Source organism: Trinickia mobilis (assembly GCF_017315705.1).
Taxonomy (GTDB): domain Bacteria; phylum Pseudomonadota; class Gammaproteobacteria; order Burkholderiales; family Burkholderiaceae; genus Trinickia_A; species Trinickia_A mobilis.
Genome location: NZ_JAFLRF010000032.1, coordinates 1 through 24,718, shown reverse-complemented (window position 1 = coordinate 24,718; position 24,718 = coordinate 1). Strand labels below are relative to the sequence as shown.

Genomic DNA, 24,718 nt, shown 5'->3' with positions numbered 1-24,718 from the left:
CATGCACTTGCTGCGCACCACGCCGGGCGGTTTCGTCGACGACACGGCCGGCGTCATCCGCATCGATCAGCGGCCCGCCGACATCGTCGTGCTCAGTTCGGCCGACACGACGCTGTCGCTTTTGGCGAGCGTGTTTCCGCGCTTGGGCGAGGGCTTTCCGAGCGTGCGGCTCGCGAACGTGACGTTCCTGCGGCAGCCGGCGTCGGTGGATTTCTACATTGACGACGTGCTGAAGCATGCGCGCGTCGTGGTGGTCGATCATCTTGGCGGCGAGGCTTACTGGCCGTACGGGATCGAGCAGGTGGTCGCCCTCGCCGAGCGCAACGGGCAGTTGCTCGCGATGTTCTCCGGCGATTTGCAGGAGGACCCGAACCTGCTCGCCAAGAGCACGGCGGACGCCGCGTTCTGCCACGAGCTATGGCGCTACTTGCGCGAGGGCGGCGCGCAGAACGCGGAGGCGTTCCTGCGCTGCATCGCGTACCGAGGGCTCGGATGGGGTGAGGAGCCGCCGCCGCCGCGTCCGCTGCCCGCGGTCGCGCTCTATCACCCTGCTCACGATCTGGCGACGATCGAGCATTGGCAGGCCGATTGGCGCGCGTTCGCGCCGGTCGTTGCGGTGCTGTTTTACAAGGCGCATTTGCAAGCCGCGAATACGGCGGTGTTCGACGCGCTCTTGAAAGCGCTTGCCGACGAGGGGATGAACCCGCTGCCGATCGCGATCACGTCGCTCAAGGATGCGTTAAGCCGCGACGTGGTCCAACAGTTGTGCGCGCAACAGGATGCCGTGCTCGTATTGAACACGACGGCGTTCGCGGCGTCGGCGATCGACGATCCCGAACCGCTCGCGCTCGCCGGCGACGCTCCCGTCATGCAGGTGATCCTGAGCGGCGGCAATCGCGACGATTGGCTCAAGGACAACCACGGCCTGAACTCGCGCGATATCGCGATGCATGTCGCGCTGCCGGAAGTCGACGGGCGCATCATCACGCGCGCGATCAGCTTCAAGGGGCTGGCGTACCGGTGCCCGCATACGGAAGTCGATGTCGTGCGCTATCAGCCGGACCTGGAGCGGATCGCGTTTGTCGCGGAGTTGAGCCGGCGCTGGTGCCGGCTAAGGCGCACCGATAACGCCGACAAGAAGCTCGCGTTGATCCTCGCGAACTATCCGGTCAGTGAAGGGCGGATCGGCAACGGCGTGGGTCTCGATACGCCGGCGTCGGTCGTGAACATTCTCGCGATGCTGCGCGACGAAGGGTATCGCGTCGCGGACTTGCCGGCCGATGGCGAGGCGCTGATGCGCACCCTTACGCAGGGCGTGACGAACGATCCCGCGGTTCGCGACGCGCGGCCGGCGCTGCAAAGCCTTGCGCTCGACGACTATCTGCGGTACTTCCAGCAGCTTCCCGCCGAGGCGCGCGATGCGTTGAACGCGCGCTGGGGGCGTCCCGAGCAAGACCCGACGATCCGCCACGGCCGCTTCATGATCGCGGGCTGGCGCTGCGGACAGGTGTTCGTCGGCATTCAACCGGCGCGCACGCGCGCCGAAGGCGACTACGCGAGCTATCACGACGCGGAACTCGTGCCGCCGCACGCGTACCTTGCGTTCTATTTCTGGCTGCGGCACCGGTTCGGCATCGATGCGGTGGTCCATGTCGGCAAGCACGGCAACCTCGAATGGCTGCCGGGCAAGAGCGTCGCGTTGAGCGCTGCATGCTGGCCCGATCTCGTGCTCGGCCCGATGCCGCACCTCTATCCGTTCATCGTCAACGATCCCGGCGAAGGCAGCCAGGCGAAGCGCCGCGCGCAGGCGGTCATCATCGATCATCTGATGCCGCCGCTCACGCGCGCCGAGAACTACGGCCCGCTGCAGGACCTCGAACGGCAAGTCGACGAATACTACGAAGCGCTGATGGTCGATCCGCGCCGCGCGAAGCTGCTGCGCAAGACGATCCTCGCGACGATCGTCGAACATCGGCTGCACGAGGAGCTGAGCTTCGGGTTGCCTTCTGATCAAAACGAGGAAGACGCGCTGCTCACGCGCGCCGATGCCTACCTCTGCGAGCTGAAGGAGGCCCAGATTCGCGACGGCTTGCATACGTTCGGCGAGTCGCCGCGACGCGAGCAGCGGCGCGATACGCTGCTTGCGCTCGCGCGCTTTCCGGTCGGCGGCGGGCAGGGTGCGAATGCCGGGCTGATCGAGGCGCTCGCGAAGGACCTGCAGGTCGACGCGATCTTCGATCCGCTCGCGCCGGATTGGTCGGCGGTGTGGGAAGGGCCGCGTCCCGCGTTGCTGCAGCAGATGAGCGACGCGCCTTGGCGCCACAACGGCGATACGCGCGAACGGCTCGAATGGCTGGCCGCCGAGTTGTTGAAAGACATTTGCCGCGACGCGGATGGCGAGCGTTTAGCCGCAGCCATCGCGCCGCCCGCCCCCGGCACGCTGCTGCAAACCGAACGCGTGCTCGAACGTGTGCGCCACGATCTCTTGCCGCGACTCGACGCTTGCGGCGCGCACGAAATGCGTCACTTGAAGCGCGGACTCGAAGGCCGCTTCGTGCCGCCGGGACCGAGCGGTTCACCCTCGCGCGGACGCCCCGACGTGTTGCCTACGGGCCGCAACTTCTATTCGGTCGACACCCGCGCCGTGCCGACGCAATCGGCCTGGGCGCTCGGCTTGAAGTCCGCGCAGCAGTTGATCGAACGGCACGTGCAGGAACACGGCGACTATCCGCGCGCGATCGGCCTGTCGGTGTGGGGCACGGCGACGATGCGCACGGGCGGCGACGACATCGCGCAGGCGATGGCGCTGATCGGTGTGCGCCCGAAGTGGGCGCCGGGCAGCCATCGCGTGACCGACTTCGAGATCATGCCGATCGAGGCCTTCGACCGGCCTCGCATCGACGTGACGCTGCGCGTCTCCGGCTTTTTCCGCGATGCGTTCACGAACGTCATGCATCTGTTCGACGCGGCGGTGCAGGCCGTGGCCGAGCTCGACGAGCCCGAGCCGCTGAATCCGATCCGCGCGCGCGTGCTGCGCGAGCGCGATGCGCTGATCGCGCGCGGCGTCGAAGCGAGCGAGGCGCGGCGCCGCGCGGGCTGGCGCGTCTTCAGCGCGCGTCCCGGCGCCTACGGCGCGGGCTTGCAGGAACTGATCGACACGAAGCAGTGGCAGACCGATGCCGATCTCTCCGGCGCGTATCAGGCCTGGGGCGGCTATGCGTACGCGCAGCACAGCGCGGGCGTCGAAGCGCGGCAGGCGTTCGGCACGCGGCTCGCGGCGCTCGACGTGGTCCTGCAGAACCAGGACAACCGCGAGCACGACGTGCTCGATTCGAACGACTACTACCAGTTTCAAGGCGGGATGGTGGCGGCCGTGCGGCATCTCGCGGGCAGCCAGCCGCATGTGTACCACGCCGATCACGCGAACCCCGCCGCGCCGCGCATCCGCACGCTGCAGGAAGAGATCGCGCGCGTGATCCGTTCGCGCGTCGTCAATCCGAAGTGGCTCGACGGCGTGAAGCGGCACGGTTACAAGGGCGCGGCGGAAATCGCGGCGACCGTCGATTACCTGTACGGCTACGACGCGACTGCGCGCGTGATCGCCGGCCATCAGTACGCGCTCGTCACCGATGCCTATTTGAACGACGAAGATACGCGGGCTTTCCTGCAACGTCACAATCCGCATGCGCTGCATTCGATTTGCGAGCGTCTGCTCGAAGCGATGCAGCGCGGGCTGTGGCAGGCGCCCGGCGCTTATCGCGAGCAAGTCGAGCAGCATCTGCTCGCGAGCGAGCAGCACATCGAAGGATCACGGTAATGAACGACCCCCACGCTCACGTACGTTCGCTGCCCCCCGAGGGGGCGGATGCCTCCCTTGGGGGCGGCCCGGCGGGAGGCATCATGAACGACCCCCACGCTCACTATCCGTTTGCCGCGCTCGTCGGCCAGCAGCCGTTGCAGCAGGCGTTGCTGCTCGCGGCGATCGACCCGGGGATCGGCGGCGTGCTGGTCAGCGGGCCGCGCGGCACCGCGAAATCGACCGCGGCGCGCGCACTCGCCGAGTTGCTGCCCGACGGACGGCTCGTGACCTTGCCGCTCGGCGCGAGCGAAGACCGCTTGATCGGCACGCTCGATATCGAAGCGGCGCTGCGCGACGGCTCGGTGAGGTTCTCGCCGGGGCTGCTCGCACGCGCGCATCGGGGCGTGCTGTATGTCGATGAAATCAATCTGCTGCCCGACGCGCTCGTCGATGCGATGCTCGACGCGGCCGCAAGCGGCGTGAACACCGTCGAGCGCGATGGCGTCTCGCACAGTCACGAAGCGCGCTTCGTGCTGATCGGCACGATGAATCCCGAAGAGGGAGAGTTGCGGCCGCAACTGATCGACCGCTTCGGTCTCGCGGTCGAATTGCAAAACTGCTTCGATTCGAAAGTGCGGCAGCAGATCGTCAAGACGCGTCTCGCCTTCGATGCCGACCCGCAGGCGTTTCGTGCGCGATATGCCGCGCAGCAGGCGGCGTGTGCGGAGCGCATTCGCGCGGCGCGTGAAGCGTTGCCGCGTCTCGCGTTCGACGACGCCGTGCACGCGCGCGTGAGCGAATTGTGCATCGAGGCTGCGGTCGACGGATTGCGTGCCGACCTCGTGATGCTGCGCGCAGCGCGCGCGCTCGCCGCGCTCGAACAAAGCGACGCGGTGACGACCGGGCATGTGGAGCGCGTGGCCGTTGCGGTGCTGTGGCATCGGCGGCGCAAGCATGACGAATCGCGGGCAGATACGCCGGCGCAATCGGCCTCATCGCAGCAATCCGAAGCGTTGCCGGATACCTCGCGCACACCGGAGCCCGACGGAGACTGGGGCTACCTGCCGCCCGAGCCGGCAGGTCTCACGAAAGTCAAAGGCGTCATCCCGCTGCCCGCGCATCCGGCAAAAAAACGCTGAGCCATCGAAAGCGCGCCGCCGCTCGCCCGAACTCGACGAGCGGTCTTCGATGGCTGAGGGGCGGAGGAAGTGTCGCACGCGACGGCGTGCCGGGCACGCGCATCGCGTGGCCGCAAACGCTCGCCGCCAAGCGCGCCGAACGCTTGCGCGCCGAGCATCTGCGTTACGTGCGTGAAGCGTCGCGGGAGAGCGTGCTGCATTGCTTCGTGCTCGACTGTTCCGGCTCGATGCTGACGGGCCAGCGGCTCGCGCTCGCGAAAGGCATGCTGCTCGCGATGTTCGAGCACGCGGCGACGACGCGCGCCGAAACGGCGCTCGTGTGCTTCGGCGGCGCGCGCGCCGACGTGCGCTTCGGTCCGCTCGTGCCGCGCTGGTGGAACGAGCGCTGGCTGCAGCCGGTGGGCGGCGGCGGCGGCACGCCGCTTGCGCTGGGCGTGCGCCGTGCGGCGCAATTGCTCGAACGCACGAAGCGGCGCAAGCCTGCGCAAGCACGCTGGCTGTGGATACTGTCGGACGGCCGCAGCCGCGATTGGCCGGCGCGGCCCGATGCGGCCGATCAGATCGTCGTCGTCGACTTCGAAACCGGCGCGCTCAAGCTGAACCGCTGCGCGCGCCTTGCGAGCGAGTGGGGTGCGAGGCTGTGCCGGCCGGAGGATTTGCTCGCTCGTTGAAATGACCTAAGGAAAACCCTGGAGGACCTTCGGGCTTGATGCAACGCAATTTGTCAACGGCCCGCGCCCGTCCAATACTCCGCATCTTCCTGACGATCGAACACGAACGACTTCAGCGCCAACTGCTGCACCGGTTCCAGCCGGTCGAATTCGAGGCCGTGCGTCGTGGTGACGCCATCGGAATCCGGCACCTGATGCACGTTGCGGATGACGGCGGTCGTTTCGATTTTTGCGTCGAGGTCTTGCGAGCACAACTGGAACGCCAGCTTCAGGCGCTCGCCGGCCGACCCCAGCGCGCGTGGCGCAATCAACGACATTCCCGATGCGCTGATCCCGCTTGCCAGCGCGAGGCCGCCGTAGACGTCGCCCGCCTCGTTGGTCGCATACCGCACCGGCAGCCGCGTGCGAACGCGGATGGTCTTGCGCTCGCGCAGGCGGCGAATCGCGCCCGGCGCGGACAGCACCGCGTAATCGAACGGATGGCTGCACAGCGCTTCCACCGTGCACGCGAAGCGGAACACCGCCTGGCTCGCGATCGCCACCACGTCGACGTTCTCGCCGACCATCAACGGCGCCGGACGGCCGCCCGCGAGCGGCGGCGTGACAAAGAGCGCCTGGTTCGGCGAGAAGCCGATGAGCCGGCTCGGCTGCATTGCGCTGCCGCCCGCGCGCGAGCGGATGCCGAGCAGGCCGCCGATCGCCAAGTGCATGTCCTTGAGCGTCGCGGGCTGCGATGCGCCGGGTTCGTCTTCGTTGCGGCGCGCGCATTGCGCTTCGGCATCCTGCTGCGTCAGACGGCGCGGACGAAAATGCGCGAACAGAAACGCGCGATCCCGCTCGCCCGCGACCGTGATGCCGCGATCGAACAGCAGCGCGCCGCTCTCGTCGACGATAGGCCATTCGAGCGGCGTGCCGACCGGTACCTCTTCCTGGTTCAAGCCCTGTCCTGGTGTCCCCATGCTCCGTGCTCCCATGTTTTGGCGGCGCCGCACTTCGCCTTGGCGGGCGCTTTTTTTAGGGCATGCTTACCTATGAACGTTTTACGTCAGGATGACAAGAAAGTTTAGGGCTTTCGCGCTAGGGTCGACCCTGCTCAGCACGGAAACGCCGACTGCAGCGAGCGCAGTATCGCAAGGCCGATCGGAAAATTGTCGGGAAGGTCGGGGTGATTGGTGAAGAACTGGTCCAAGAGCGGATACACGTTCTGGTTGCTGACGATCACGTCTTTCGGCTGGCAATAGAGCGGGGGATGCTTCTTCGCGATCAGATCCCCGTTGGCCCAGCCGAACGCGTTGATCGTGCCGGTGATGTAGGCGGCGTACACCGAGTTGTTGTCTACGTGCGCCCATTGCTTGTATTGCGCTGCGGTCATTTCGGCGTGCGCGTTGACGGCGAAACAAGCCGTAAGCAACGCCAGCGCGCTGGTTCGTATCTGCATGGTGTGGTTCTTCCCTGTGCCCTTTGTACTGATGTCGGCTTCGCCGAGCATTGTAGGGCAGGCGGGCAGGGGCATGCAGATTCGCGCTGCGCGTGCGGCGGGCGAGACGGGCACAACTGTCGGCCGGAGTCAGTGCTTCAGCACTGAATCCGGCCGCCTGCAGAGCACTTACTCGGGTCCCATGCAACGCTCGCGTCGAGCGATGTGCGCGGCTCGCCTGGCACCCGCGATTTACCGGCGATTACGCGGGCAGCTTCGGCGCGGCAGGAAGGTCCACCGGCACGCGCGTCGTTGCGTGCAGGTAGTTGGTCACCGTCTTGTCGCCGATCACGACGATTGCGTCGACGAGGTTCTCCTTCGTCCATCCCGCCGCGAAGAACGCATCGACGAGCGATTGCTCGGCGTGGCCGCGATGGCTCGCGATGGTCTTCACGAGGCGGGCGAGCGCATCGAACTTCGCGTCGAAGCTCGCGCGGCCGCTGCGGATCTCGAGAACCTGCTCGTCGGTGAAGCCGCTCATCTTGCCGATCATCGTATGCGCAGCAAGACAGTATTCGCAGGCATTGACCTGACTCACGACGAGGTTGACGATTTCGCGCGCCTTGCCGGTGATGCTGCTCTTGCCGTTCTGGAACGCGAGGTAGTTGCCGAGCGCGTGCTCCGAATGCGCGAACGTCGCGTACAGGTTGGGGACCGAGCCGATGCTGCGCTTGAGATTGTCGAAGATCGCTTGATTGGCCGGCGAGACTTCGTCGCGGGTCGGGACATTGATCGTTGCCATGAGGTTCTCCTGATGCAAATAGTCAGTAAGGGGGGGTTACTTGAACGCATTTGCGTTGGGGGAACTGTGCCTGAATCGAGGCGGCTGAAGAAGCCGGGCGGCGCGCCTAACATCTATTCCAGCCAGGCATATATCGAGGGTGCGGCGCGCCGTTTGACGGTGCGCCGCGCGAGCCTCTACCATTCGCACGAGGAGGAACGATCATGGACCGTCTGACGGCGATGGAGACGTATGTTTGCGTAGTGGAGTCAGGGTCTTTCTCGGCCGCGGCACGGCTGCTCGACGTCGGGCAGCCTGCCGTTTCCAAATCGATCGCGCTGCTCGAAGAACGGCTCGCGGTTCGGCTGCTCCTGCGCTCCACGCGCGGCCTGATGCCCACCGAGGCGGGCCTCGCCTTCTACGAGCGCGCGAAACGCGCGATCGAAGAGACGGACGAAGCCGAGCTTGCGGCACGCGGCGCGGGCGCCAATTTGTCCGGCAGGCTGCGCGTCTGCGCGGCCGTCACGTTCTCGCGACTGCACATCGTGCCCGCCATGGGCCGCTTTCTCGACAAGTATCCGGATCTCACCCTCGAGGTCGTGCTCGACGATCGCAACGTGGATCTGCGCGAAGAAGGCATCGACGTCGCGCTGCGCATGGGCAAGCTCGACGATTCGGGCATGACGGCACGCAAGGTCAGCGAGGCGCGCCGGCTCGTCGTCGGGACGCCGGCGTACTTCGAGAAGGCGGGCGTGCCGGCCACGCCTGCGGAGCTCGCGTCGCACCAGGCCATCGTCTACAGCCGGCGCTACGGCGGCACGGGGTGGACGTTCCGGCGCAAAAGTTCGGAAGTGTCGGTCGCCGTATCGGGGCGCGTGTCCGTGACCGCCGCGGAAGGCGTGCGCGAGGCGGTGCTGGCCGATCTCGGGGTCGCGGTCGCGTCCGAATGGATGTTTGCCGCCGAGTTGCGCAACGGCCGTGTGCGCTCGGTCCTCAACGACTGGATGTTGCCGCCGATCGAACTGTGGGCGGTGTTCCCCGCGGGCCGGATGGTCAGCGCAAAGGCGCGCGCCTTCGTCAGCTTCGTCGAAGAGACGCTGGAGTCGGCGAGCGCGGCGCAGTCCGAGTCGCCCCGTCATTCTTTCCGGCAATAAGTGTTATGTGCGCCGGCGGGTAGGGCGAAACGTGCCGCGAAGATAGACTCGATCGCATCACATTCCGTCCTGTGTCGCTCGCGATCGATGCGGGCGTCGAGCATTCAACGCGTTACGCAGTGCCCCGGCATCGCGCGACGCCCTTCCTTGGACTGACGCTGAAACGGTGCGCAGTTCTTTGCGTGCGCAACGATCTTGTCGACGGTGGCATGCGCGGCCGCGCGCCGGATCCGGATGGCGACACGCGCTACGCGCTTTTCGCTGGACGGCGAACGCGCCGCGCGCAAGGCGGCGAACCAGCCGATGACGGTCCAGCCGAGAAAGATGTTGACCAGCGTGATCCCGAGCGCGTGGTCGTGCTCGCGTGCGTCGGCTTCCATTGCCGGCGCCAGATACACAATCAATGCGCACACCAAAGCGACACTTTCAAGCACATGCAACATGGCATCACCTCTTGTTCGAACCGCTGCCGTGGCGCTGGGCCCAGATGCGCGGTCACGCTAAAGCCGCGCAGCGCACACGCCGCGAAGTTGGATAAATGGCCGCTAAGCCCAAGAGGCAGCGGCCGTGGGTAACAATTTAAGCCTGAATCCGCGAATATCTATGCCCGCATTTCGAAAACTTAGTCGCGGATTCGAGAACAATCATGCTGCGCGGCGGGCATGCGACGGCGCTTTTCAGCGCGCTGCGACGAGAAATCGATGGATCTGCGCGACCACCGCCGCGCCTTCGCCGACCGCGGCGGCCACGCGCTTGGTCGATCCCGCGCGCGCATCGCCGATTGCGAACACGCCGTCGACGCTCGTCTGCAGGGGCAGCGAGCGCTGCGCTTCGCCTGGAATGTCGGTGCCGGTCAGCACGAAGCCCTTGGCGTCGAGCGAGACGCGGCAGGTGCGCAGCCAGCGCGTGTTGGGCTCCGCGCCGGTGAAAAGGAAAAGGTGCCGGACCCTCATGATTTCGTCGCCGGCGCCGTCGCGGCGATAGTGGATCTGTTCGAGCCGGTCGCCGCCTTCGAGCTCGGTGATCTCGACGTGCGAGTGAAGCGTCACGTTGGGCTGCGACGCGACGCGTTCGATCAGATAACGCGACATGCTTTGCTCGAGATTCGCGGCGCGAATGAACAGATGCACGTGCTCTGCGTGGGATGCGAGAAATACGGTGGCCTGTCCAGCCGAATTGCCGCCGCCGACGAGCAGCACCGGCTCGTTGCGGCACAGCCGCGCTTCGATCGGCGAGGCCCAGTAATAGACGCCGCGGCCTTCGAAACGCGCGAGGCCTTCGATCGGAGGGCGCCGGTACTCGGCGCCGCTCGCGATGACGACAGTGCGAGCGTGGATGCGCCGGCTGTCGGCCAGTTCGACCGAAAGCGGAGACGTCTCGCAATGCAGCGCCTTGACCTCGCACGGAATGCCGATATGCGCGCCGAACTTCTGCGCCTGATGGAAGGCGCGGCCGGCAAGCGCTTGTCCCGAGATGCCGGTCGGAAAGCCCAGATAGTTCTCGATGCGCGCGCTCGTGCCGGCTTGGCCGCCCGGTGCGCGGCAGTCGAATACCGCCGCGGACAATCCTTCGGATGCCGCATACACGGCAGCCGCAAGCCCCGACGGTCCGGCGCCCACGATCGCGACGTCGTAGACGTGCGCCGGGTCGAATTCAGGAAGGATGCCTAAGCAAGATGCGAGTTGTCCTTCGTCCGGGTTGCGCAGCACCGCGCCGTTCGGGCAGATCACGAGCGGGAAATCGTCGAGCTTCGCGGCCAGGCGTTCGAGCAGGGCGATGACGCTCGCATCGTGCTCCGCGTCGAGCGCGACGTGCGGCTGGCCGTTGCGCCTCAGGAAAGTCTGCAGCGCGACCAGCCGCGCGTTGTTGGCGGCGCCCACCAGCACGGGGCCGTCGCCGCGCTCGATGGCCGCGACGCGCCGGAGTATTAGCGCACGCGTAATCCGCTCGCCGAGTTCGGCCTCGGCGATCATCAGCGCACGCAGCCCCGCCGAGGGCAGCAGCAGCGCTTCGACGTCTTCGATCACGCGCGCATCCACGAGCGCGGGCTTGCCGGACAACTGCCCGATATCGGAGCTGAATTCGCCGCGCTGCATCTTCGAGCGGACCACGCGTTCGCGGCCCAGTCCGTCGCGGCCGATCGCGCTCACGGTGCCGGACAGCAGCACGAACATGCCGGGGCTCGAACTGCCGGCGCGATAGAGCACGTCGCCCGCCGCCACGCGGCACAGGCTGCCGAAGCGGCGCATCTTGTCGATTTCCGCGTCGGTGAGCGTGGGGTACATCTGGTAGTAGCGCGGGTTGTTGCGCACGCTCGGATCGTCGTCGGCGGCGGCGCCGGTCCTGGCGCCGCCCGTGCCGTCTGCCGCTTCATGACGCGGTTCGCCGCGTGGCGGCGTGAAGTCGCTACTCATCGTGAGCCTCGCAGCCGCGCGCGGGATACGGTGCCGATGCCCGCTATGCCCTCGATTGGCAATGACATCGTGGCCGCTCGCGCGGAGTCACGGCCACGGCGGGATGCGCCGGGTCAGCACGCCTGCGCTGTCCGGCGCCAACGTTCGACATTATCAACCTGCCCGCCGGAGTCAGCGCCAGAGAATCGGCGCTGAAGAACGATCTCCCGGCGTTCAAAGGCGTCGAGCGCATGTCGACAAGCGATTCTTGTCGGTTGACGGGTCTTGATTTCGCCCGTATTGTTTCGACCCATGGCCGATTCCGAATTCATCCATCCCGGCGTGACTGTTCGCCAGAACTGTCTCGCTCGATTCAACTTGAGCGTCACTGAAGGCGCGAAGATTCTTGGCGTGAGCCGTCAAGCGTTGACGAACTTGTTAAGCGGCAAGGCGGGAATCTCGCCTGAAATGGCGCTCCGGCTCGATAAGGCGTTCGGCGGCGGTGCTGAAATGTGGTTGCAGAGGCAACTGCTGCATGATCTTGCCAGGGCGCGCCTGCGGTTTCATGAGCTTGACGTCGTGGCGATGGTGCGGGCGCAGCAGGGGGCGTTGTTTTAGGCAACGCCTCGCTTTGCCTACTAGCCCGCCAATTCCCGATGCAACGCCAGATATTCCTGAGCAAGCTTATGCTTCGGTTCCAGGTGGATCATCGGCATCGCATGCTGATGCGATTCGCGAATCTTCACGGATGAAGACAGCCGCGAATCCAGCACCGGCAATCCCTCGCTGACCAGTTCGTCGACCAGTTGCTGCGGCAGGCTGGCACGAGGCTGAAACTGGTTGATGACGATCCCTTCGACTTCCAGTGCCGCGTTATGGTCCTGTTGGATTTCTTTGACGTTATCCAGCAGCGCGTACAAAGCACGGCGCGAAAAGTCGTCGCAATCGAACGGAATCAGGCAGCGCTCAACCGCAATCAACGCAGAGCGCGTGTAGAAATTCAAAGCGGGCGGCGTGTCGATATAGATCGCGTCGTAAATCTCGTCCAGCTCGGTTAATGCGTCGCGCAACTTATAGATCTTGTAGCGCGATTCGAGTTTGCCGTGCAGGGAGTCGAGATCGGGATGCGCCGGCATGACATCGAGGTTTTCGAACGGCGTCGGATGCACGAACGACGCGACATTCACCGGTTTGAAGCTGAACGTCAACGCGGTTTCGAAGAACGAGGCCGCGTTCGGACTGGCTTCGCTTGCGCGTGCGCCGAGCAGGTATTGACTTGAGTTGCTTTGCGCATCGAGATCGATGACCAGGGTGCGCAGACCCTCGAACGCACTGATGGCCGCGAGATTGCACACGATGGTCGACTTGCCGACACCGCCCTTTTGATTGAATACGACGCGCCGCATCTGTCCCTCTCGGTATGAACGTGTCAAAGGGAGCAGCATACCTCAGCAATTGGGCCGTTCGTGTGGCTAACTCGGTCGCAGCGCAACGCGAAGCCGACATGCCGCCCGAGCGGGCGATCAAAGGGGCTGCGAGCGTTGCGCCGGCAACCTCATTTGAATGTAGCGAACGCTTAGCTGATGCGCTGGACGCCGGCCGGCCAACCGCCCGCTCGATGCCCCGCGTTGTCGCGCGCAATAAACACGCCTCTTGCGGGCCCCATTAAATGCTTTGCGCTTATCGCTTGGCTGGATTACATTGGCTTTCGCCGTCGTAGGGTCGGCGCCCTTGCGCACAAGCTTGATTTCACAGGCCGGGGCAGGACAGGGCGCATGACACCGCTTCAATATTTGAGTCGCAGTGCAAATATTGTTGCCCGGCCTGGCTGTCGTTGGTTCGTTTCTTCCATCTGCAACACGCGTAGTTTTCAAGCGAAGCAAAAGGAGAATCATGAAAGCAACCGATATATTGAAAGCGCTGGGCGTGGTCGTGTGTATCGCTGTGGCATCGAGCGCCTATGCACAGAGCGACGCCATGGCCAGCTCGGGCACGATGGCCGCACCGTCTGCGAAGGCCGTCAAGCAGGCCAACCGTAAGCTGGGCCTTGCCGTGCGCAAGGCGTTGGCTAAAGCGCAAGGCTTCGACGTGTCGAACGTCTTCGTTCGCGCACGCGGCGGCGCGGTCACTCTGACCGGCACCGTGCCGGACAGCTCGCAGATCGGCCAAGCCGAAGAAGTGGCGAAGGGCGTGCCTGGCGTGACGTCGGTCACGAACAAGATCACGCTTGGCGTGCAAGGCGGCGGAGGCGGTTGAGGCCAAGCAGCCGGGCCAAGCACAGCACAAGGGGACGCCGGGCGTCCCCTTTTTGTATCCCGTCGCCGGTCACGGCGCTTTTGTCTGAAGAGACTCCATCGATTCATCGGCCCTCCACAGAAACCGCTTCAGCACGGGCGACGTGTTTGCCCGGGCTCGAAGCGCTGAGCAAGGAACGTCTGTTTGCGGGATCATTAAGCGACCCCACAAGGAGTTCGACCATGTCAAGCACCGACACCATCACGACCCGGACCGTCAGGATTCCGGGCCCGGATCATCCGATCACCATCGAGCGCAATACGTCGCGCGTGGTGGTCACGCTGGCGGGGAACGTCATCGCCGATACGCGCGACGCACTGACCCTGAGCGAGGCCGCCTATCCCCCCGTCTTCTATATCCCGAGAAAAGACGTGGACATGAAGCTGCTGGAACGCAGCGCGCACGCGACTTACTGCCCTTACAAGGGCGATTGCGCGTACTTCTCGATTCCGTCAGGCGGCGAGCGCTCGGTGAACGCGGTCTGGACGTATGAGAACCCGTACGAAGCGGTCGCGGCGATCAAGGACCATCTCGCGTTTTATCCGGATCGCGTCGATGCGATCGAAGAGCGGGCGGACTAGAGCGCCGCCGCGACCGCGCTTCAAACGACGGCGCAAGGACGCCGTCACTCATACCATCGCGGCGTATAGACCCATACGCGCCCGGGTTCGCGCGCAAAGGCGCGCGTCGTCGACGAACCGACGATCACCATCGTCCGCATGTCCACTTGGTCCGAGCGAAGCTCGCCGAGCGTCGTCGTCGTGAGCGCGGCGCCGGGGCGGCCGATGTCGCGTCCGAGCACGATCTTCGTCGCGGGCGACCGGTATTCGCGGACGATGTCGAGTGCCTTGTCCAACTGCCACGGACGCGCCCGCGAGATCGGGTTGTAGAACGCCATCACGAGGTCGGCGCTGGCCGCGTGCCGCAGGCGCGTTTCGATGATCGACCACGACTTCAGGTTGTCCGAGAGCGACAGCATGCAGAAGTCGTGGCCAAGCGGCGCGCCGGCAAGCGCGGCCGTCGCCATGGCAGCGGAGACACCGGGCACGATCGCGAGTTCGACGGCTGCCCAGCGCGCGTTGCCCGACGTTTCGAGCGCTTCGAGGACGGCCGCCGCCATCGCGAACACACCCGGGTCGCCCGACGACACGACGGCGACCGATCGCCCCGCGCTCGCAAGCTCGAACGCGTCGCGCGCGCGTTGCAGCTCTTGACGGTTGTCGGTGCAATGGAGGCGCTGATCGGCGCGAAACGGGCCGGCCATCTTCACGTAGGTTTCGTAGCCGAGGATGTCGGCCGCTTCGTTCAAAGCGGTGCGCGCGGCGGGAACCATCAGCGCGGCGTCGCCCGGGCCGAGGCCGATCACCGTCAGACGGCCGCGCGCCTGGCCGATGGCTTGCAGATCGACGGGGGCATCGCCGACTGCGAGAGCGATGCTTCGATCCGGCGTCGACAATACGTCCAGCACGCGATGCGGCGTGTGCATCGCGGCGGAGATTAGCGCTTGTGCGTTGTGCGCGCCGGCCGGCTGGTCGCAGCTGGCGAAACGGAGCGGCACGCTCAAGACTTCAGCCGCCCGTGCGAGCGCAGGGTCCGTCATTCGCTCCGACGGCGCGAGCAATGCGGCAAGGGAAAGCGGTGCGAGCCGATGGGCGTTCAACGCGTTGCGCACGGCATCGACGATGCGGCGCGCGTCGCCATCGTCGTCGATCTCATGACCAGCGTCGCCGAGCCGCGCTCCAGACCTGACCGCAGCCACGACACAACGCGGATGAATCAGCAACTGATCGCTGCTGCCGTCCCACGCATCCGGGCTTACGCGTATCGCCAGCCGCGCGGTCGATGACTTCGGCAAGCGTGCTGCGTCGAGCCACGGCGCGTCGCCTTCGATGCGCGTGCTTTCCCCCGCCAGCAGATCCGACACGAAGCGCTTGCCCTGTTCGAGGCTCGACAGCGCGTAGCCGTCCGGCGGATTGAGCACGCAAGTGCCGAAACGCAACTCGCCGCTCGTCGTGATGGCGGGCGCGACGGCGAGCGCGTCGCCGATCTCGCGTGCCATCACGTTGACGCCGCCCAGGCCGCCCAAGAGCGGCACGACGGCGCTGCCGTCCTCGGCGACGGCCAGCACCGGCGGCTCGGCACCCTTGTCGGCGAGGAGCGGCGCGAGCGCGCGGATCACGATACCCGCCGCGCACAGCGCGACGATCGGCGTGCCGCGCGTGTAGAGGCCGCGCAGATGCGGGCCGAGTTCGGCATACGCGAGATCGGCGCCATCGTTGCCGCCGCCGCTTGCGACGCGCCCCGTCAGGCCGTGCACCTGCGCGCCGGGGTAGCGGGCGGCGATGCGCCGGGCCGTCGCGAGCGCACCCGGTCCAAGAATGACGACGGCGGGCGTGACCGGCGTCGCGGCTGCCTCAGTACGCGCCGGGCCGCCCCAAGCGTACTGAGACGCCCCCTCGCGCCCCGAAGGAAGTCCCCTTGGGGGAGGGGGCAGCGAACGAAGTGAGCGTGGGGGTTGTTTCATCCCTGCCATTTTTCCCCCGGCACGACGAGCAGCGAGAAATACGGCGACGCCATCGGATCGACTTCGGCGAGCGGCACGATGCGCTGGTTCGCCATCGTCGCGCGCTCCACGTACAGCGCGCGCTCGGCGAGGCCGAGCGAATCGAGCACGCGGCGCACCTTGTCGAAATTGCGTCCGAGCTTCATCACGACGGCGGCGTCGGCATCGGCGAGACGCCGCTTCAATTCGTCCTCCGGGAGCACGCCTGACAGCACCGAAAGCGTCTGATTCCGATAGACGAGCGGCGAGCCGAGCACGGCCGCGCCGCCGAGCATCGAGCAGACGCCGGGCACCACTTGCGTCTCGAAGCGCGCGGCGAGACGGTCGTGCAGGTACATGTACGAGCCGTAGAAGAACGGGTCGCCTTCGCAGATCACGGCGACGTCGCGGCCCGCATCGAGATGGCCGGCCACGACCGCGGATGCCGTGTCGTAGAAATCGGCGATCACCGCTTCATACGAGAGCGGCGGTTCGAGGGCTTCGGTCGTGACCGGATAGACGAGCGGCAGGCGCCTTTGCGCGTCGCTCAAGTGCGCTTCGATGATGCCGAAGGCGTTGCCCTTCTTGCCCTTGGCGACGAAGTACGCGACGACCGGCGCGGCTTGCAGGAGCCGCAGCGCCTTTACGGTGATGAGCTCGGGGTCGCCGGGGCCGACGCCGAGGCCGAAGAGCCGTCCCGGCTGCGGGCGATCGATCAGCGCCATTTACTCGGCCTCCGATGCCAAGGCGTTGACGGCAGCGGCGACCATCGCGCTGCCGCCGCGTCGACCTTCAACGATCACATAGGGCACGCCGCGGCTGTCCTCGGCGAGCATCGCCTTCGATTCCGCCGCGCCGACGAAGCCGACCGGAAAACCGAGAATCAGCGCGGGGCGCGGCGCGCCGGCGTCGAGCATGTCGAGCAGGTGAAAGAGCGCGGTCGGCGCGTTGCCGATCGCGACGACGCTGCCGGCCAGATGCGGCCGCCACAGTTCGAGCGCCGCGGCCGAGCGCGTGTTGCCCATCTCTTTTGCAAGCGACGGCACCGACGGATCGCCGAGCATGCAGATCACGTCGTTACCCGCAGGCAAACGCGCGCGCGTGATGCCCTCGGCGACCATGCGCGCGTCGCACAGGATCGGCGCGCCGATGGCGAGCGCGCGGCGGCCGGCGGCACCGGCGCCTTCGGAAAAGCGCAGCGCGTCGACGATGTCGACCATCCCGCACGCATGGATCACGCGTACGGCGAGCTTTTCGAGGTCGGGGGGAATGCGGGCGAGGTCGGCCTCCGTGCGGATCGCGGCGAAGGATTGGCGGTAGATCTCCTGACCGTCGCGGATGTAGTCAAGCATCAATGGGGCTCCCGGGCTGCCGTCTCAGATGGGCGGCAGCCTCGTCGATGGTCAGATGGCGCGCGACGCAATGGCCGAAGCCCGGTTCCGGCTGTGCGTCGCGCCGGTAAAGGTCGTAGCGGCCGGGCGCCACGGCGAGCAGCGTATGCGGCGCGCAGTGCGCGGCGGCGCAGGAGCGCGGGCAGCCGCTTAGATGAACCTCCGCGCCTGCGGGCAGACGTGACGCCAGGCGCACGGCGTCTGCCTTCGTGTCGGCGAGACCTTTTGCGCAACCGGTCGAGCCTGCGCAGGCGATGAGGCGCGTCAGCGGATCATCCGGGCTGCATGCGAGGCCGAGCGCGGTCAGTCCCGCGATGGCCGCCGCCACGTTGCAGCTCGGGACGTCGGGCAGCAGCACGCTTTGCCACGGCGTCATGCGCAGCGTCGCGTTGCCGAGTTCGCGTGCAAGCGTGGCGAGGCCGCGCAGGGATGTCACGTTCAAGCGGCCGAGCGGCGGCTGGCCGCCTGCGTGCCATAGGTCTTCCGTGCGCTGCGGGTGAGCGCCGAGGCGCAATGAAGCGTCGGCGGGCGCGCGGCGCCACGCGCCGATGGTCTCGTCGCGCAAGAGCGGGAAATCGAGGCGCGCTTCGACGTGCCGCATCAATTCGTCGGCGCAACGAACGGCGAGCAGATCGCGCATGCGCGTGATGCCCGGCCCGGCGAGATCGAGGAACGTGTGCAACAACGCGGCGACCCATGCGCTGGCTTGTTGCAGCGGGACGGCTGCGAGCGCGGTGCGATTCGCCCCGCCGCTGCCCGCAACCGGCGGGCAGCCTGCGAGGCCGAACGCGAACAACGGGGCATCGCCGTCCGACGCGGGCATCGCGGCGAGCCAGATGTCGTGCGGATGGTCGAGCATCGCGAGGCGCTCGCCGCCGTCGAGCAGCAGCGCAAATTTCGCGGACAGCGCGTGAAGGCGCGTGTCGGTTCGCAGCCGCTCGAGGATCTCGCGCGCGAGCCCGGCCGTGTCGGCCAGCGCCTGCGGATCGCGTCCGGCCGCCGGGCTGACCATGATGTTGCGGACGTCGTCGGCTGCGAGGCTCGTGGCCGATTGCGCAGGCCGATCCGGCGATTGAAGCGAATCCGGCCGTCCGCCCGGCCCGAGCCCGGCATCGACAAGCGCTTCCGTCAACGCGTGTTCAGCGCCCGCCTGCACGCCGCGCAGCTGCAGATTCGCCCGATTGGTCACCTCGATGACGCCCGACGCATGGCGCTCGGCCGCGTCCGCCAGCGCGCAGGCCTGCTCCGCGCTCAGCTCGCCGCACGGCAGCTTGACCCGGCAGATTCCGCCATCGAGCGCGGCCGCGATGCGCGCGAGCCCGGGGCAGCCCGTGGGGCGTGGCGCAATGGACGGCGTGGCGGGGGGCATGGATCGATTCAAGCGTGCATGGGGTTGGCTTCGCGCTGCAGCTCGAGCACCCCGCAAAGCGGGGGAGGCTTGCGGCAGCCGCAGTTGCGCTGTGTGCCCTCTTAGACCCTGAAGGGGCGCCGGCGAACGCTGTATTATGCCTTTTTTCCCCATGGACAAACCCGCTGCGGCCCTCACCAGGCATGCCGCGGACGAATTAATCGAGTTCGAAAGAGAGGATGGGCAGATGCCGGCGTGGCTGACCGTGGTAGGCATTGGAGATGACGGTTACGCCGGATTGGGGCGGGCGGCGCGGCGGGCGCTCGTCGAAGCGTCGGTGGTGTTCGGCGGCGAGCGGCATCTCGCGATGCTGCCCGCGCGACTTGCCGCGCGCCGCAAAGCGTGGGCGCGTCCGTTCGATCTCGCGCCCGTGCTCGAACAGCGCGACGCGCCCGTGTGCGTGCTCGCGAGCGGCGACCCGATGCTGTTCGGCGTCGGCGCGACGCTCGCTCGCCAGTTGCCCGCGGGCGAACTGCGCGTGCTGCCCGCGCCGTCGTCGCTGTCGCTCGCGGCGGCGCGTCTTGGCTGGCCGCTGCAGGAAGTGGCGGCGATCTCGCTGGTCGGCCGGCCGCTTGCCGCGTTGAACGCGCAATTCAGGCACGGCGCGCGCCTTTTCGTATTGAGCGCCGATGGCGACACGCCCGCCGCAATCGCGGCGCTGGCTGCCGCGCGCGGCTTCGGGCCGAGCCGCATGATCGTGCTGGAACACCTGGGCGGCGCGCGAGAGCGCATGACCGAAGCGCGCGCCGACGCATGGCGCGATCGGGCCGGCAGGGCGGGGGCCGAGCCGATCGCCGCATTGAACCTCGTCGCCCTGGACTGCCGCGCCGCGCCGGGCGCCTCGAATTTGCCGCTGACGCCCGGCTTGCCCGACGACGCTTATCTTCACGACGGCCAATTGACCAAGCGCGACGTGCGCGCCATGACGCTCGCGCGTCTCGCGCCGCGACCCGGCGAGTTGCTGTGGGACGTCGGCGCGGGCTGCGGCTCGATCGGCATCGAATGGATGCGCTCGCATCCCGCGTGCCGTGCCATCGCGATCGAAGCGAACGCCGAGCGCCAGGGTTTCATCGAACACAATCGCGACGCGCTGGGCGTCCCCGGGCTGCAGCTCGTGGCGGGACGCGCGCCCGGCGCGCTCGACGGCCTGCCCGCGCCCGACGCCGTCTTCATCGGCGGCGGCGTGACCGTGCCCGGCGTGCTCGATATCTGCTGGCAGCGCCTCGCGGGCGGCGGGCGGCTCGTCGCGAACGCGGTCACGCTGCAAAGCGAAGCGGTGCTCGTGCAGTGGCGCGAGCGGCATGGCGGGACGCTCACGCGCGTCGCCGTCGCCGAGGCGCAACCGCTCGGCGGCTTCGACGCCTGGCGGCCGGCGCTGCCGATCACGCTGCTCGAGATCGCCAAGCCGCGCGACGAACATGATGCGTGACGAGACCTCCGAACACCCCGGGCCGCTCAGAAGCGGCTACACGACAGGCAGCTGCGCGACGGCGACGTCGCTCGCCGCGGCGCGCCTGCTGCTGGCCGGCATCGCGAGCGACGTCGCGGAAATCGTGCTGCCCAAGGGCCGGCACGTGCCGATGCCGCTGACCTTCTGCCGGCTGATCGACGAGGCCGCGGGCGCTGCGGGCGGCGCCGAAGCGGGCACCGTCAAGGACGCGGGCGACGATCCCGACGTCACGCACGGCGCCGTCGTGTTTGCGCGCGTGCGTTTGTCGCCGGAACCCGGCGTGCGCTTTTACGCGGGGCCCGGCGTCGGCACGGTCACGCGGGCGGGGCTGACGCTCGCGGTCGGCGAGCCCGCGATCAACCCTGTGCCGCGCAAGATGATGACCGATCACCTCACCGGGCTCGCGGCCGAACACGGCTATGCGGGCGGCTTCGAGGTCACGATCGGCGTCGAGGGCGGCGAGGCGCTCGCGTTGAAGACGATGAACCCGCGTCTCGGGATTGTCGGCGGCTTGTCGATACTCGGCACGACCGGCATCGTGCGGCCGTTTTCGTGCTCGGCCTATATCGCGTCGATCCATCAAGGCATCGACGTGGCGCGCGCGAACGGCTATCGGCACATCGCGGCGTGCACGGGCAATGCGAGCGAAGATGCGATGCGCGCGCACTACGGTCTGCCCGATATCGCGCTGATCGAAATGGGCGACTTCGCCGGCGCCGTGTTCAAGCACTTGCGCCGCGCGCCCGTCGACAAGCTCAGCATGTGCGGCGGCTTCGGCAAGCTGAGCAAGCTCGCTGCGGGACACCTCGATTTGCACAGCAGCCATTCGAGCATCGACTTGGCTCAGCTTGCCGCGTGGGCCGCGGAGCACGGTGCGCTCGCGCCGCTGCAAGAGGCGATTCGCGCGGCCAACACGAGTCAACAAGCGCTGGCGCTCGCGCGGCAGGAAGGCGTGGCGCTCGGCGACATCGTGTGCGCGCACGCGTTGCGCGTCGCGCGCGAGATCGTGCCGCCGCAGGTCGCCGTCGAGATGTTTGCGATCGACCGCCAAGGCCACATCGTCGGAGTCGCGCGATGACGGCGGCGCGCATCCTGCTTCTCGGCGGCACCGGCGACGCGTTGAAGATCGCACGGCAGCTTTCGAGCGAACACGTCTACAGCCTCGCCGGGCTCGGCAAGGTGCCGCACGATCTGTCTTGCACGGTCCGCGTGGGCGGATTCGGCGGCGAAGAAGGGCTCGCGCGCTACCTGCGCGACGAAGGCATCGGGCTGGTCGTCGACGCGACCCACCCTTACGCGGCGCAAATCAGCGCGAACGCGGCAACGGCGAGCCGCGCGGCTCGCGTGCCGTGCTGGGCAATGCGCCGTGCAGCGTGGGAGCCGCAAGCCGGCGACGACTGGCGCATGGTCAATGGCTGGGGCGGGATTGTCGACGCGCTTGCGGCATTTGCGCGCCCGCTCTTTACGCTCGGCCGCGAACCGCTCGTGCATCTCGACGAGATTCCCGCGCATCAGTTCTGGACCGTGCGCTGCCTCGACGCGCATCCCGGCAGCGCGCGCGCGCGCGTGATCGACGCGCGCGGGCCGTTCACCGAAGCAGGCGAGCGCGCGCTGTTCGATGCGCAAGCGATCGACGTCATCGTCAGCAAGAACAGCGGCGGCCGCGCGACCGAAGCGAAGCTAGCCGTCGCGCGCGAACGGGGGCTGCCGGTCGTGATGTTGCGGCGTCCGCCGCTGTCCGCCGCCGATCGCGAATTCGACAGCCCCGAGAGTGTGTGGCTGGCGATCGAGGCGTTGTCGCGATGACACCGAAAATGCCGCAAGCTCGCAAGCGAACTCTCCGGCAATCACTGAACATCACAACATCACGGAGCTTTGCATGACGGTATTTTTCATCGGCGCGGGACCCGGCGACCCGGAGCTCATCACGGTCAAGGGGCAGCGCCTCCTGCGCAGCTGTCCGGTGATTCTGTACGCGGGGTCGCTCGTGCCGCCGGCGGTGCTCGATGGCAATCGCGCCGAGGCCGTGGTGAATACCGCCGACCTCGATCTCGACGAGATCGTCACGTTGCTCGACGAGGCGCACCGCAAAGGACAGGACGTCGCGCGCGTGCACTCCGGCGACCCGTCGCTATACGGCGCTGTCGGCGAGCAGATCCGGCGCCTGCGCGAGCTGGCGATTCCGTACGAGATCGTGCCGGGCGTGACGGCGACGGCCGCGTGCGCGGCCGCGCTCGGCTGCGAGCTGACGCTGCCGGACATCTCGCAGACGCTGATCCTCACGCGCTATGCGACGAAGACAACGATGCCCGAGGGCGAGCAGCTCGCCGATCTGGCGCGCCATCGCGCGACGATGGCGATTCATCTCGGCGTGCGGCACCTCGCCCGCATCGTCGACGAATTGCAGCCGCACTACGGCGCCGATTGCCCGATCGCAGTGATCTACCGCGCGAGCTGGCCCGACGAAGAACGCGTGACGGGCACGCTCGCCGATATCGTCGGCAAGGTGCAGTCGACGAACATCGAGCGCACCGCGCTGATTCTGGTCGGGCGCGTGCTGTCGGCGGAAGGGTTCAGTGAATCGACGTTGTATGCGAAGGCGGGAGGGTGACGGGGGTTGAATCAACTCGTGCGCGGGTGTGGCCCTCGTGAATCAGCGCATCGCGGATTGAAAAATCATCGCCTGCCCACATTCATAGCCGCTGCGCCTGCGCCAGCGTCAAAATCCGCGTCCACCGATCCGCGTCGCGCTTGTTCGACATCGGCAGCTTCCACTCTGCCCGCACCTTTTCGCGAACCTTCACGATCAGGTACCAGCGCCCGTCCATATCCTTCGCGGCGCAATCGTTGTGTGTTCGACCCAAACGGACCACGCCGGCGCGGCCCGCGGCCGCCCGGCGTCGTCGTTCAAGCGCCTCCCCGCGATCCCGCGCGAGCGCGGGTCGACTGACGCTTATTTGCTGAATTACTTGCCGATTCGATGCACGTCGTGCGTCACGAAGCCCGCGTCGTTATCCGGCAACTCGAGCCACGATTCGTGCTCGAGCGTCTTGCGGATATCGGCGAGACCGACCGACCAGTGGCTGCGCATCGTCGATGCGCCGAACTGGTAGTCCTTGTAGTCGTGCTCGAACTTCTGCTGCTGATAGATCAAGTGCATCACGTTGTAGCGCTTGCCGCACGACAGGTCATGGGCGAGCTTGCACCATGGGTCTTCCTTGCGGACTGTTTCCGGCACCTTGTCGAGCACTTCGCGCAGCACGTTGCGATAGCGCTGCTCGCGCTGCAGGACGTCGGTGACGAAGCGTGTGCGGCTCGAATACTGGATGTCTTTCGTGCGCTCGGCGACATCCGACAAGCTGTCCGGCACCGGTCCGCGCGCGCTCCACAAGTCGACCTGGAAAGCGAGCGTGTCGCGGCGCGGCGTGGCGTGCAGCACTTCCTGCAACGGCGTGTTCGATACGACGCCGCCGTCCCAGTAGTACTGGCCGTCGATCTCCATCGGCGCGAACGCGGGCGGGAGCGCGCCCGAGGCCATGAAGTGCTCGGCGCGCAGCGTGATGCGCGTGTTGTCGAAGTACGAGAAGTTGCCCGTGCCGACGTTCACGGCGCCGACCGACACCCGCGTTTCGCCCGAGTTGATCCGGTCGAAATCGCAGAGCCGCTCGAGCGTGGCCTTGAGCGGCGCGGTGTCGTACCAGCTCGCCGTATCGGGGCTGCTCGACACCCACGGAAACGGCGTCGGCTTGCGCGGCTGAAAGAAGCCGTATTGCCCCTGCATCACGGCGCTTGCCGCCTGGAACGCGGTGAGCATCGCGCGCGTCGCTTCGGTGCCGTTGAACAGCGCGTATTCGAAGGCGCGCGGCAGCGGCAGCGTGGCGGCCGGCTTGCAGATCGTGTCCCAGAACTCATGCAGGCGCTGGACGCGATGCTCCGGCGCGTTGCCCGCGATGATCGCCGTGTTGAGCGCGCCGATCGAAATGCCGGCGAGCCAGGTCAGCGCGATGCCGGCGTCGTGCAGGCCTTCGAACACGCCGGCCTGATACGCGCCGAGCGCGCCGCCGCCCTGCAGCACGAGCGCCACCGTTTCATACGGCAGGTGGCGCCCGCGCCGTTCGTGATGCGCGTGCGGGACAGCGCCGGTCTCGACATTGACGCCGGACGGGTCGGTCGCCTGCCTTTCTGTTTTGGCGTGCGGCTTCATTGCATGAACCAGCCGTGGCTGACGATGAACGACTGGCCGGTGAGCGCCGCGCTCGGGAACGCCGAGAGGAACAG

Annotated in this window: 22 protein-coding genes and 1 pseudogene; 11 read left to right on the top strand and 12 right to left on the bottom strand. The window is 67.1% G+C overall.

Features of this window, described 5'->3' with window-relative positions; genetic code table 11:
- The first annotated feature begins 1 nt into the window (after position 1).
- The 3 genes from cobN to J3489_RS28645 all read left to right on the top strand — a co-directional run bounded on the left by cobN (position 2) and on the right by J3489_RS28645 (position 5,609).
- Positions 2-3,817, top strand: coding sequence for a cobaltochelatase subunit CobN (cobN, locus tag J3489_RS28655; RefSeq protein ID WP_207004022.1), 3,816 nt, complete (start codon positions 2-4; stop codon positions 3,815-3,817).
- An 83-nt stretch (positions 3,818-3,900) separates the two neighbouring features.
- Complete coding sequence (locus J3489_RS28650) at positions 3,901-4,938, top strand: magnesium chelatase ATPase subunit I (protein WP_242540387.1); 1,038 nt, start codon at positions 3,901-3,903, stop codon at positions 4,936-4,938.
- Between the two features lie 86 nt (positions 4,939-5,024).
- Positions 5,025-5,609, top strand: coding sequence for a vWA domain-containing protein (locus J3489_RS28645; protein ID WP_309491437.1), 585 nt, complete (start codon positions 5,025-5,027; stop codon positions 5,607-5,609).
- Positions 5,610-5,662: 53 nt separating this feature from the next.
- Here J3489_RS28645 and J3489_RS28640 read toward each other — a convergent pair whose 3' ends face one another.
- The 3 genes from J3489_RS28640 to J3489_RS28630 all read right to left on the bottom strand — a co-directional run bounded on the left by J3489_RS28640 (position 5,663) and on the right by J3489_RS28630 (position 7,828).
- On the bottom strand, positions 5,663-6,568 hold the full coding sequence (locus J3489_RS28640; protein ID WP_242540386.1) for a flagellar brake protein: 906 nt from the start codon (positions 6,566-6,568) through the stop codon (positions 5,663-5,665).
- 134 nt (positions 6,569-6,702) lie between these two features.
- Positions 6,703-7,047: a hypothetical protein gene (locus tag J3489_RS28635; RefSeq protein WP_207004016.1), complete on the bottom strand. Its 345-nt coding sequence runs from the start codon at positions 7,045-7,047 to the stop codon at positions 6,703-6,705.
- 241 nt (positions 7,048-7,288) lie between these two features.
- Entirely contained in the window at positions 7,289-7,828 is a 540-nt protein-coding gene (locus tag J3489_RS28630; protein ID WP_207004014.1) for a carboxymuconolactone decarboxylase family protein, read from the bottom strand.
- A gap of 203 nt (positions 7,829-8,031) precedes the next feature.
- On the opposite strand from J3489_RS28630, the gene J3489_RS28625 reads away from it, so the two are divergent.
- Complete coding sequence (locus tag J3489_RS28625; RefSeq protein WP_207004012.1) at positions 8,032-8,961, top strand: LysR family transcriptional regulator; 930 nt, start codon at positions 8,032-8,034, stop codon at positions 8,959-8,961.
- A gap of 104 nt (positions 8,962-9,065) precedes the next feature.
- On the opposite strand, the gene J3489_RS28620 is transcribed toward J3489_RS28625, so the two are convergent.
- Together J3489_RS28620 and J3489_RS28615 are read right to left on the bottom strand one after the other, a co-directional pair.
- Entirely contained in the window at positions 9,066-9,404 is a 339-nt protein-coding gene (locus tag J3489_RS28620) for a superinfection immunity protein (protein ID WP_255555295.1), read from the bottom strand.
- 234 nt (positions 9,405-9,638) lie between these two features.
- Entirely contained in the window at positions 9,639-11,375 is a 1,737-nt protein-coding gene (locus tag J3489_RS28615) for an FAD-dependent oxidoreductase (protein WP_207004008.1), read from the bottom strand.
- Between the two features lie 291 nt (positions 11,376-11,666).
- Here J3489_RS28615 and J3489_RS28610 point away from each other — a divergent pair, with 291 nt between their 5' ends.
- Positions 11,667-11,972, top strand: coding sequence for a HigA family addiction module antitoxin (locus J3489_RS28610; RefSeq protein WP_207004007.1), 306 nt, complete (start codon positions 11,667-11,669; stop codon positions 11,970-11,972).
- Positions 11,973-11,992: 20 nt separating this feature from the next.
- On the opposite strand, the gene J3489_RS28605 is transcribed toward J3489_RS28610, so the two are convergent.
- A complete protein-coding gene (locus tag J3489_RS28605) occupies positions 11,993-12,760 on the bottom strand; it encodes a ParA family protein (protein ID WP_207004005.1) in 768 nt (255 codons plus the stop codon).
- A 487-nt stretch (positions 12,761-13,247) separates the two neighbouring features.
- Between J3489_RS28605 and J3489_RS28600 the strand changes: the two genes are divergently transcribed.
- Together J3489_RS28600 and J3489_RS28595 are read left to right on the top strand one after the other, a co-directional pair.
- On the top strand, positions 13,248-13,610 hold the full coding sequence (locus J3489_RS28600; protein ID WP_207004003.1) for a BON domain-containing protein: 363 nt from the start codon (positions 13,248-13,250) through the stop codon (positions 13,608-13,610).
- 221 nt (positions 13,611-13,831) lie between these two features.
- The gene (locus J3489_RS28595; protein ID WP_207004001.1) at positions 13,832-14,230 is read left to right on the top strand and encodes a DUF427 domain-containing protein; all 399 of its coding nucleotides are present in this window, start codon (positions 13,832-13,834) and stop codon (positions 14,228-14,230) included.
- Between the two features lie 44 nt (positions 14,231-14,274).
- On the opposite strand, the gene cobJ is transcribed toward J3489_RS28595, so the two are convergent.
- Genes cobJ through cobG form a run of 4 tightly spaced genes read right to left on the bottom strand, consistent with a single transcriptional unit; the run spans position 14,275 to position 18,963 of the window.
- Positions 14,275-16,173, bottom strand: a complete 1,899-nt coding sequence (gene cobJ, locus J3489_RS28590) for a precorrin-3B C(17)-methyltransferase (protein WP_207003999.1) — start codon at positions 16,171-16,173, stop codon at positions 14,275-14,277.
- Positions 16,170-16,916 (bottom strand): precorrin-2 C(20)-methyltransferase, encoded by a 747-nt coding sequence (locus tag J3489_RS28585; RefSeq protein WP_207003997.1) that lies wholly within the window; start codon positions 16,914-16,916, stop codon positions 16,170-16,172. Before J3489_RS28585 ends, cobJ begins: the two co-directional genes overlap by 4 nt.
- Positions 16,917-17,543 carry a precorrin-8X methylmutase gene (locus J3489_RS28580; protein ID WP_207003995.1) on the bottom strand — a complete coding sequence of 209 codons (627 nt, stop codon included), beginning with the start codon at positions 17,541-17,543 and terminating at the stop codon, positions 16,917-16,919.
- Complete coding sequence (cobG, locus tag J3489_RS28575; RefSeq protein WP_374193498.1) at positions 17,536-18,963, bottom strand: precorrin-3B synthase; 1,428 nt, start codon at positions 18,961-18,963, stop codon at positions 17,536-17,538. Before cobG ends, J3489_RS28580 begins: the two co-directional genes overlap by 8 nt.
- Before the next feature lie 214 nt (positions 18,964-19,177).
- Here cobG and cbiE point away from each other — a divergent pair, with 214 nt between their 5' ends.
- The 4 genes from cbiE (at position 19,178) to cobM (ending at position 23,051) form a co-directional block, all read left to right on the top strand.
- Positions 19,178-20,419 (top strand): precorrin-6y C5,15-methyltransferase (decarboxylating) subunit CbiE, encoded by a 1,242-nt coding sequence (cbiE, locus tag J3489_RS28570; protein ID WP_207003991.1) that lies wholly within the window; start codon positions 19,178-19,180, stop codon positions 20,417-20,419.
- Positions 20,412-21,518, top strand: coding sequence for a cobalt-precorrin-5B (C(1))-methyltransferase (locus J3489_RS28565; RefSeq protein WP_207004100.1), 1,107 nt, complete (start codon positions 20,412-20,414; stop codon positions 21,516-21,518). The genes cbiE and J3489_RS28565 overlap by 8 nt, the downstream gene beginning before the upstream one ends.
- A complete protein-coding gene (locus tag J3489_RS28560) occupies positions 21,515-22,246 on the top strand; it encodes a cobalt-precorrin-6A reductase (protein ID WP_207003990.1) in 732 nt (243 codons plus the stop codon). The genes J3489_RS28565 and J3489_RS28560 overlap by 4 nt, the downstream gene beginning before the upstream one ends.
- A gap of 73 nt (positions 22,247-22,319) precedes the next feature.
- Positions 22,320-23,051: a precorrin-4 C(11)-methyltransferase gene (gene cobM / locus J3489_RS28555; RefSeq protein WP_207003988.1), complete on the top strand. Its 732-nt coding sequence runs from the start codon at positions 22,320-22,322 to the stop codon at positions 23,049-23,051.
- Between the two features lie 82 nt (positions 23,052-23,133).
- Here the strand turns inward: cobM and J3489_RS37940 are convergent.
- Positions 23,134-23,283, bottom strand: a pseudogene (locus J3489_RS37940) (signal peptide protein); the annotation flags it as partial.
- Between the two features lie 122 nt (positions 23,284-23,405).
- Entirely contained in the window at positions 23,406-24,644 is a 1,239-nt protein-coding gene (locus J3489_RS28550) for a DUF3734 domain-containing protein (protein WP_207004098.1), read from the bottom strand.
- Positions 24,645-24,718 lie beyond the last annotated feature (74 nt).

Excerpts from the sequence above, each read along its gene's own strand:
- cobJ (WP_207003999.1), bottom strand. The coding sequence starts at position 16,173 with ATGAAACAACCCCCACGCTCACTTCGTTCGCTGCCCCCTCCCCCAAGG.
- J3489_RS28620 (WP_255555295.1), bottom strand. The coding sequence starts at position 9,404 with ATGTTGCATGTGCTTGAAAGTGTCGCTTTGGTGTGCGCATTGATTGTG.
- cbiE (WP_207003991.1), top strand. The coding sequence starts at position 19,178 with ATGCCGGCGTGGCTGACCGTGGTAGGCATTGGAGATGACGGTTACGCC.
- J3489_RS28650 (WP_242540387.1), top strand. The coding sequence starts at position 3,901 with ATGAACGACCCCCACGCTCACTATCCGTTTGCCGCGCTCGTCGGCCAG.
- J3489_RS28625 (WP_207004012.1), top strand. The coding sequence starts at position 8,032 with ATGGACCGTCTGACGGCGATGGAGACGTATGTTTGCGTAGTGGAGTCA.
- J3489_RS28550 (WP_207004098.1), bottom strand. The coding sequence starts at position 24,644 with ATGAAGCCGCACGCCAAAACAGAAAGGCAGGCGACCGACCCGTCCGGC.
- J3489_RS28580 (WP_207003995.1), bottom strand. The coding sequence starts at position 17,543 with ATGCTTGACTACATCCGCGACGGTCAGGAGATCTACCGCCAATCCTTC.
- cobN (WP_207004022.1), top strand. The coding sequence starts at position 2 with ATGCACTTGCTGCGCACCACGCCGGGCGGTTTCGTCGACGACACGGCC.
- J3489_RS28640 (WP_242540386.1), bottom strand. The coding sequence starts at position 6,568 with ATGGGGACACCAGGACAGGGCTTGAACCAGGAAGAGGTACCGGTCGGC.
- J3489_RS28615 (WP_207004008.1), bottom strand. The coding sequence starts at position 11,375 with ATGAGTAGCGACTTCACGCCGCCACGCGGCGAACCGCGTCATGAAGCG.
- J3489_RS28565 (WP_207004100.1), top strand. The coding sequence starts at position 20,412 with ATGCGTGACGAGACCTCCGAACACCCCGGGCCGCTCAGAAGCGGCTAC.
- J3489_RS28560 (WP_207003990.1), top strand. The coding sequence starts at position 21,515 with ATGACGGCGGCGCGCATCCTGCTTCTCGGCGGCACCGGCGACGCGTTG.
- J3489_RS28605 (WP_207004005.1), bottom strand. The coding sequence starts at position 12,760 with ATGCGGCGCGTCGTATTCAATCAAAAGGGCGGTGTCGGCAAGTCGACC.
- J3489_RS28595 (WP_207004001.1), top strand. The coding sequence starts at position 13,832 with ATGTCAAGCACCGACACCATCACGACCCGGACCGTCAGGATTCCGGGC.
- J3489_RS28630 (WP_207004014.1), bottom strand. The coding sequence starts at position 7,828 with ATGGCAACGATCAATGTCCCGACCCGCGACGAAGTCTCGCCGGCCAAT.
- J3489_RS28610 (WP_207004007.1), top strand. The coding sequence starts at position 11,667 with ATGGCCGATTCCGAATTCATCCATCCCGGCGTGACTGTTCGCCAGAAC.
- J3489_RS28600 (WP_207004003.1), top strand. The coding sequence starts at position 13,248 with ATGAAAGCAACCGATATATTGAAAGCGCTGGGCGTGGTCGTGTGTATC.
- J3489_RS28635 (WP_207004016.1), bottom strand. The coding sequence starts at position 7,047 with ATGCAGATACGAACCAGCGCGCTGGCGTTGCTTACGGCTTGTTTCGCC.
- cobM (WP_207003988.1), top strand. The coding sequence starts at position 22,320 with ATGACGGTATTTTTCATCGGCGCGGGACCCGGCGACCCGGAGCTCATC.
- J3489_RS28585 (WP_207003997.1), bottom strand. The coding sequence starts at position 16,916 with ATGGCGCTGATCGATCGCCCGCAGCCGGGACGGCTCTTCGGCCTCGGC.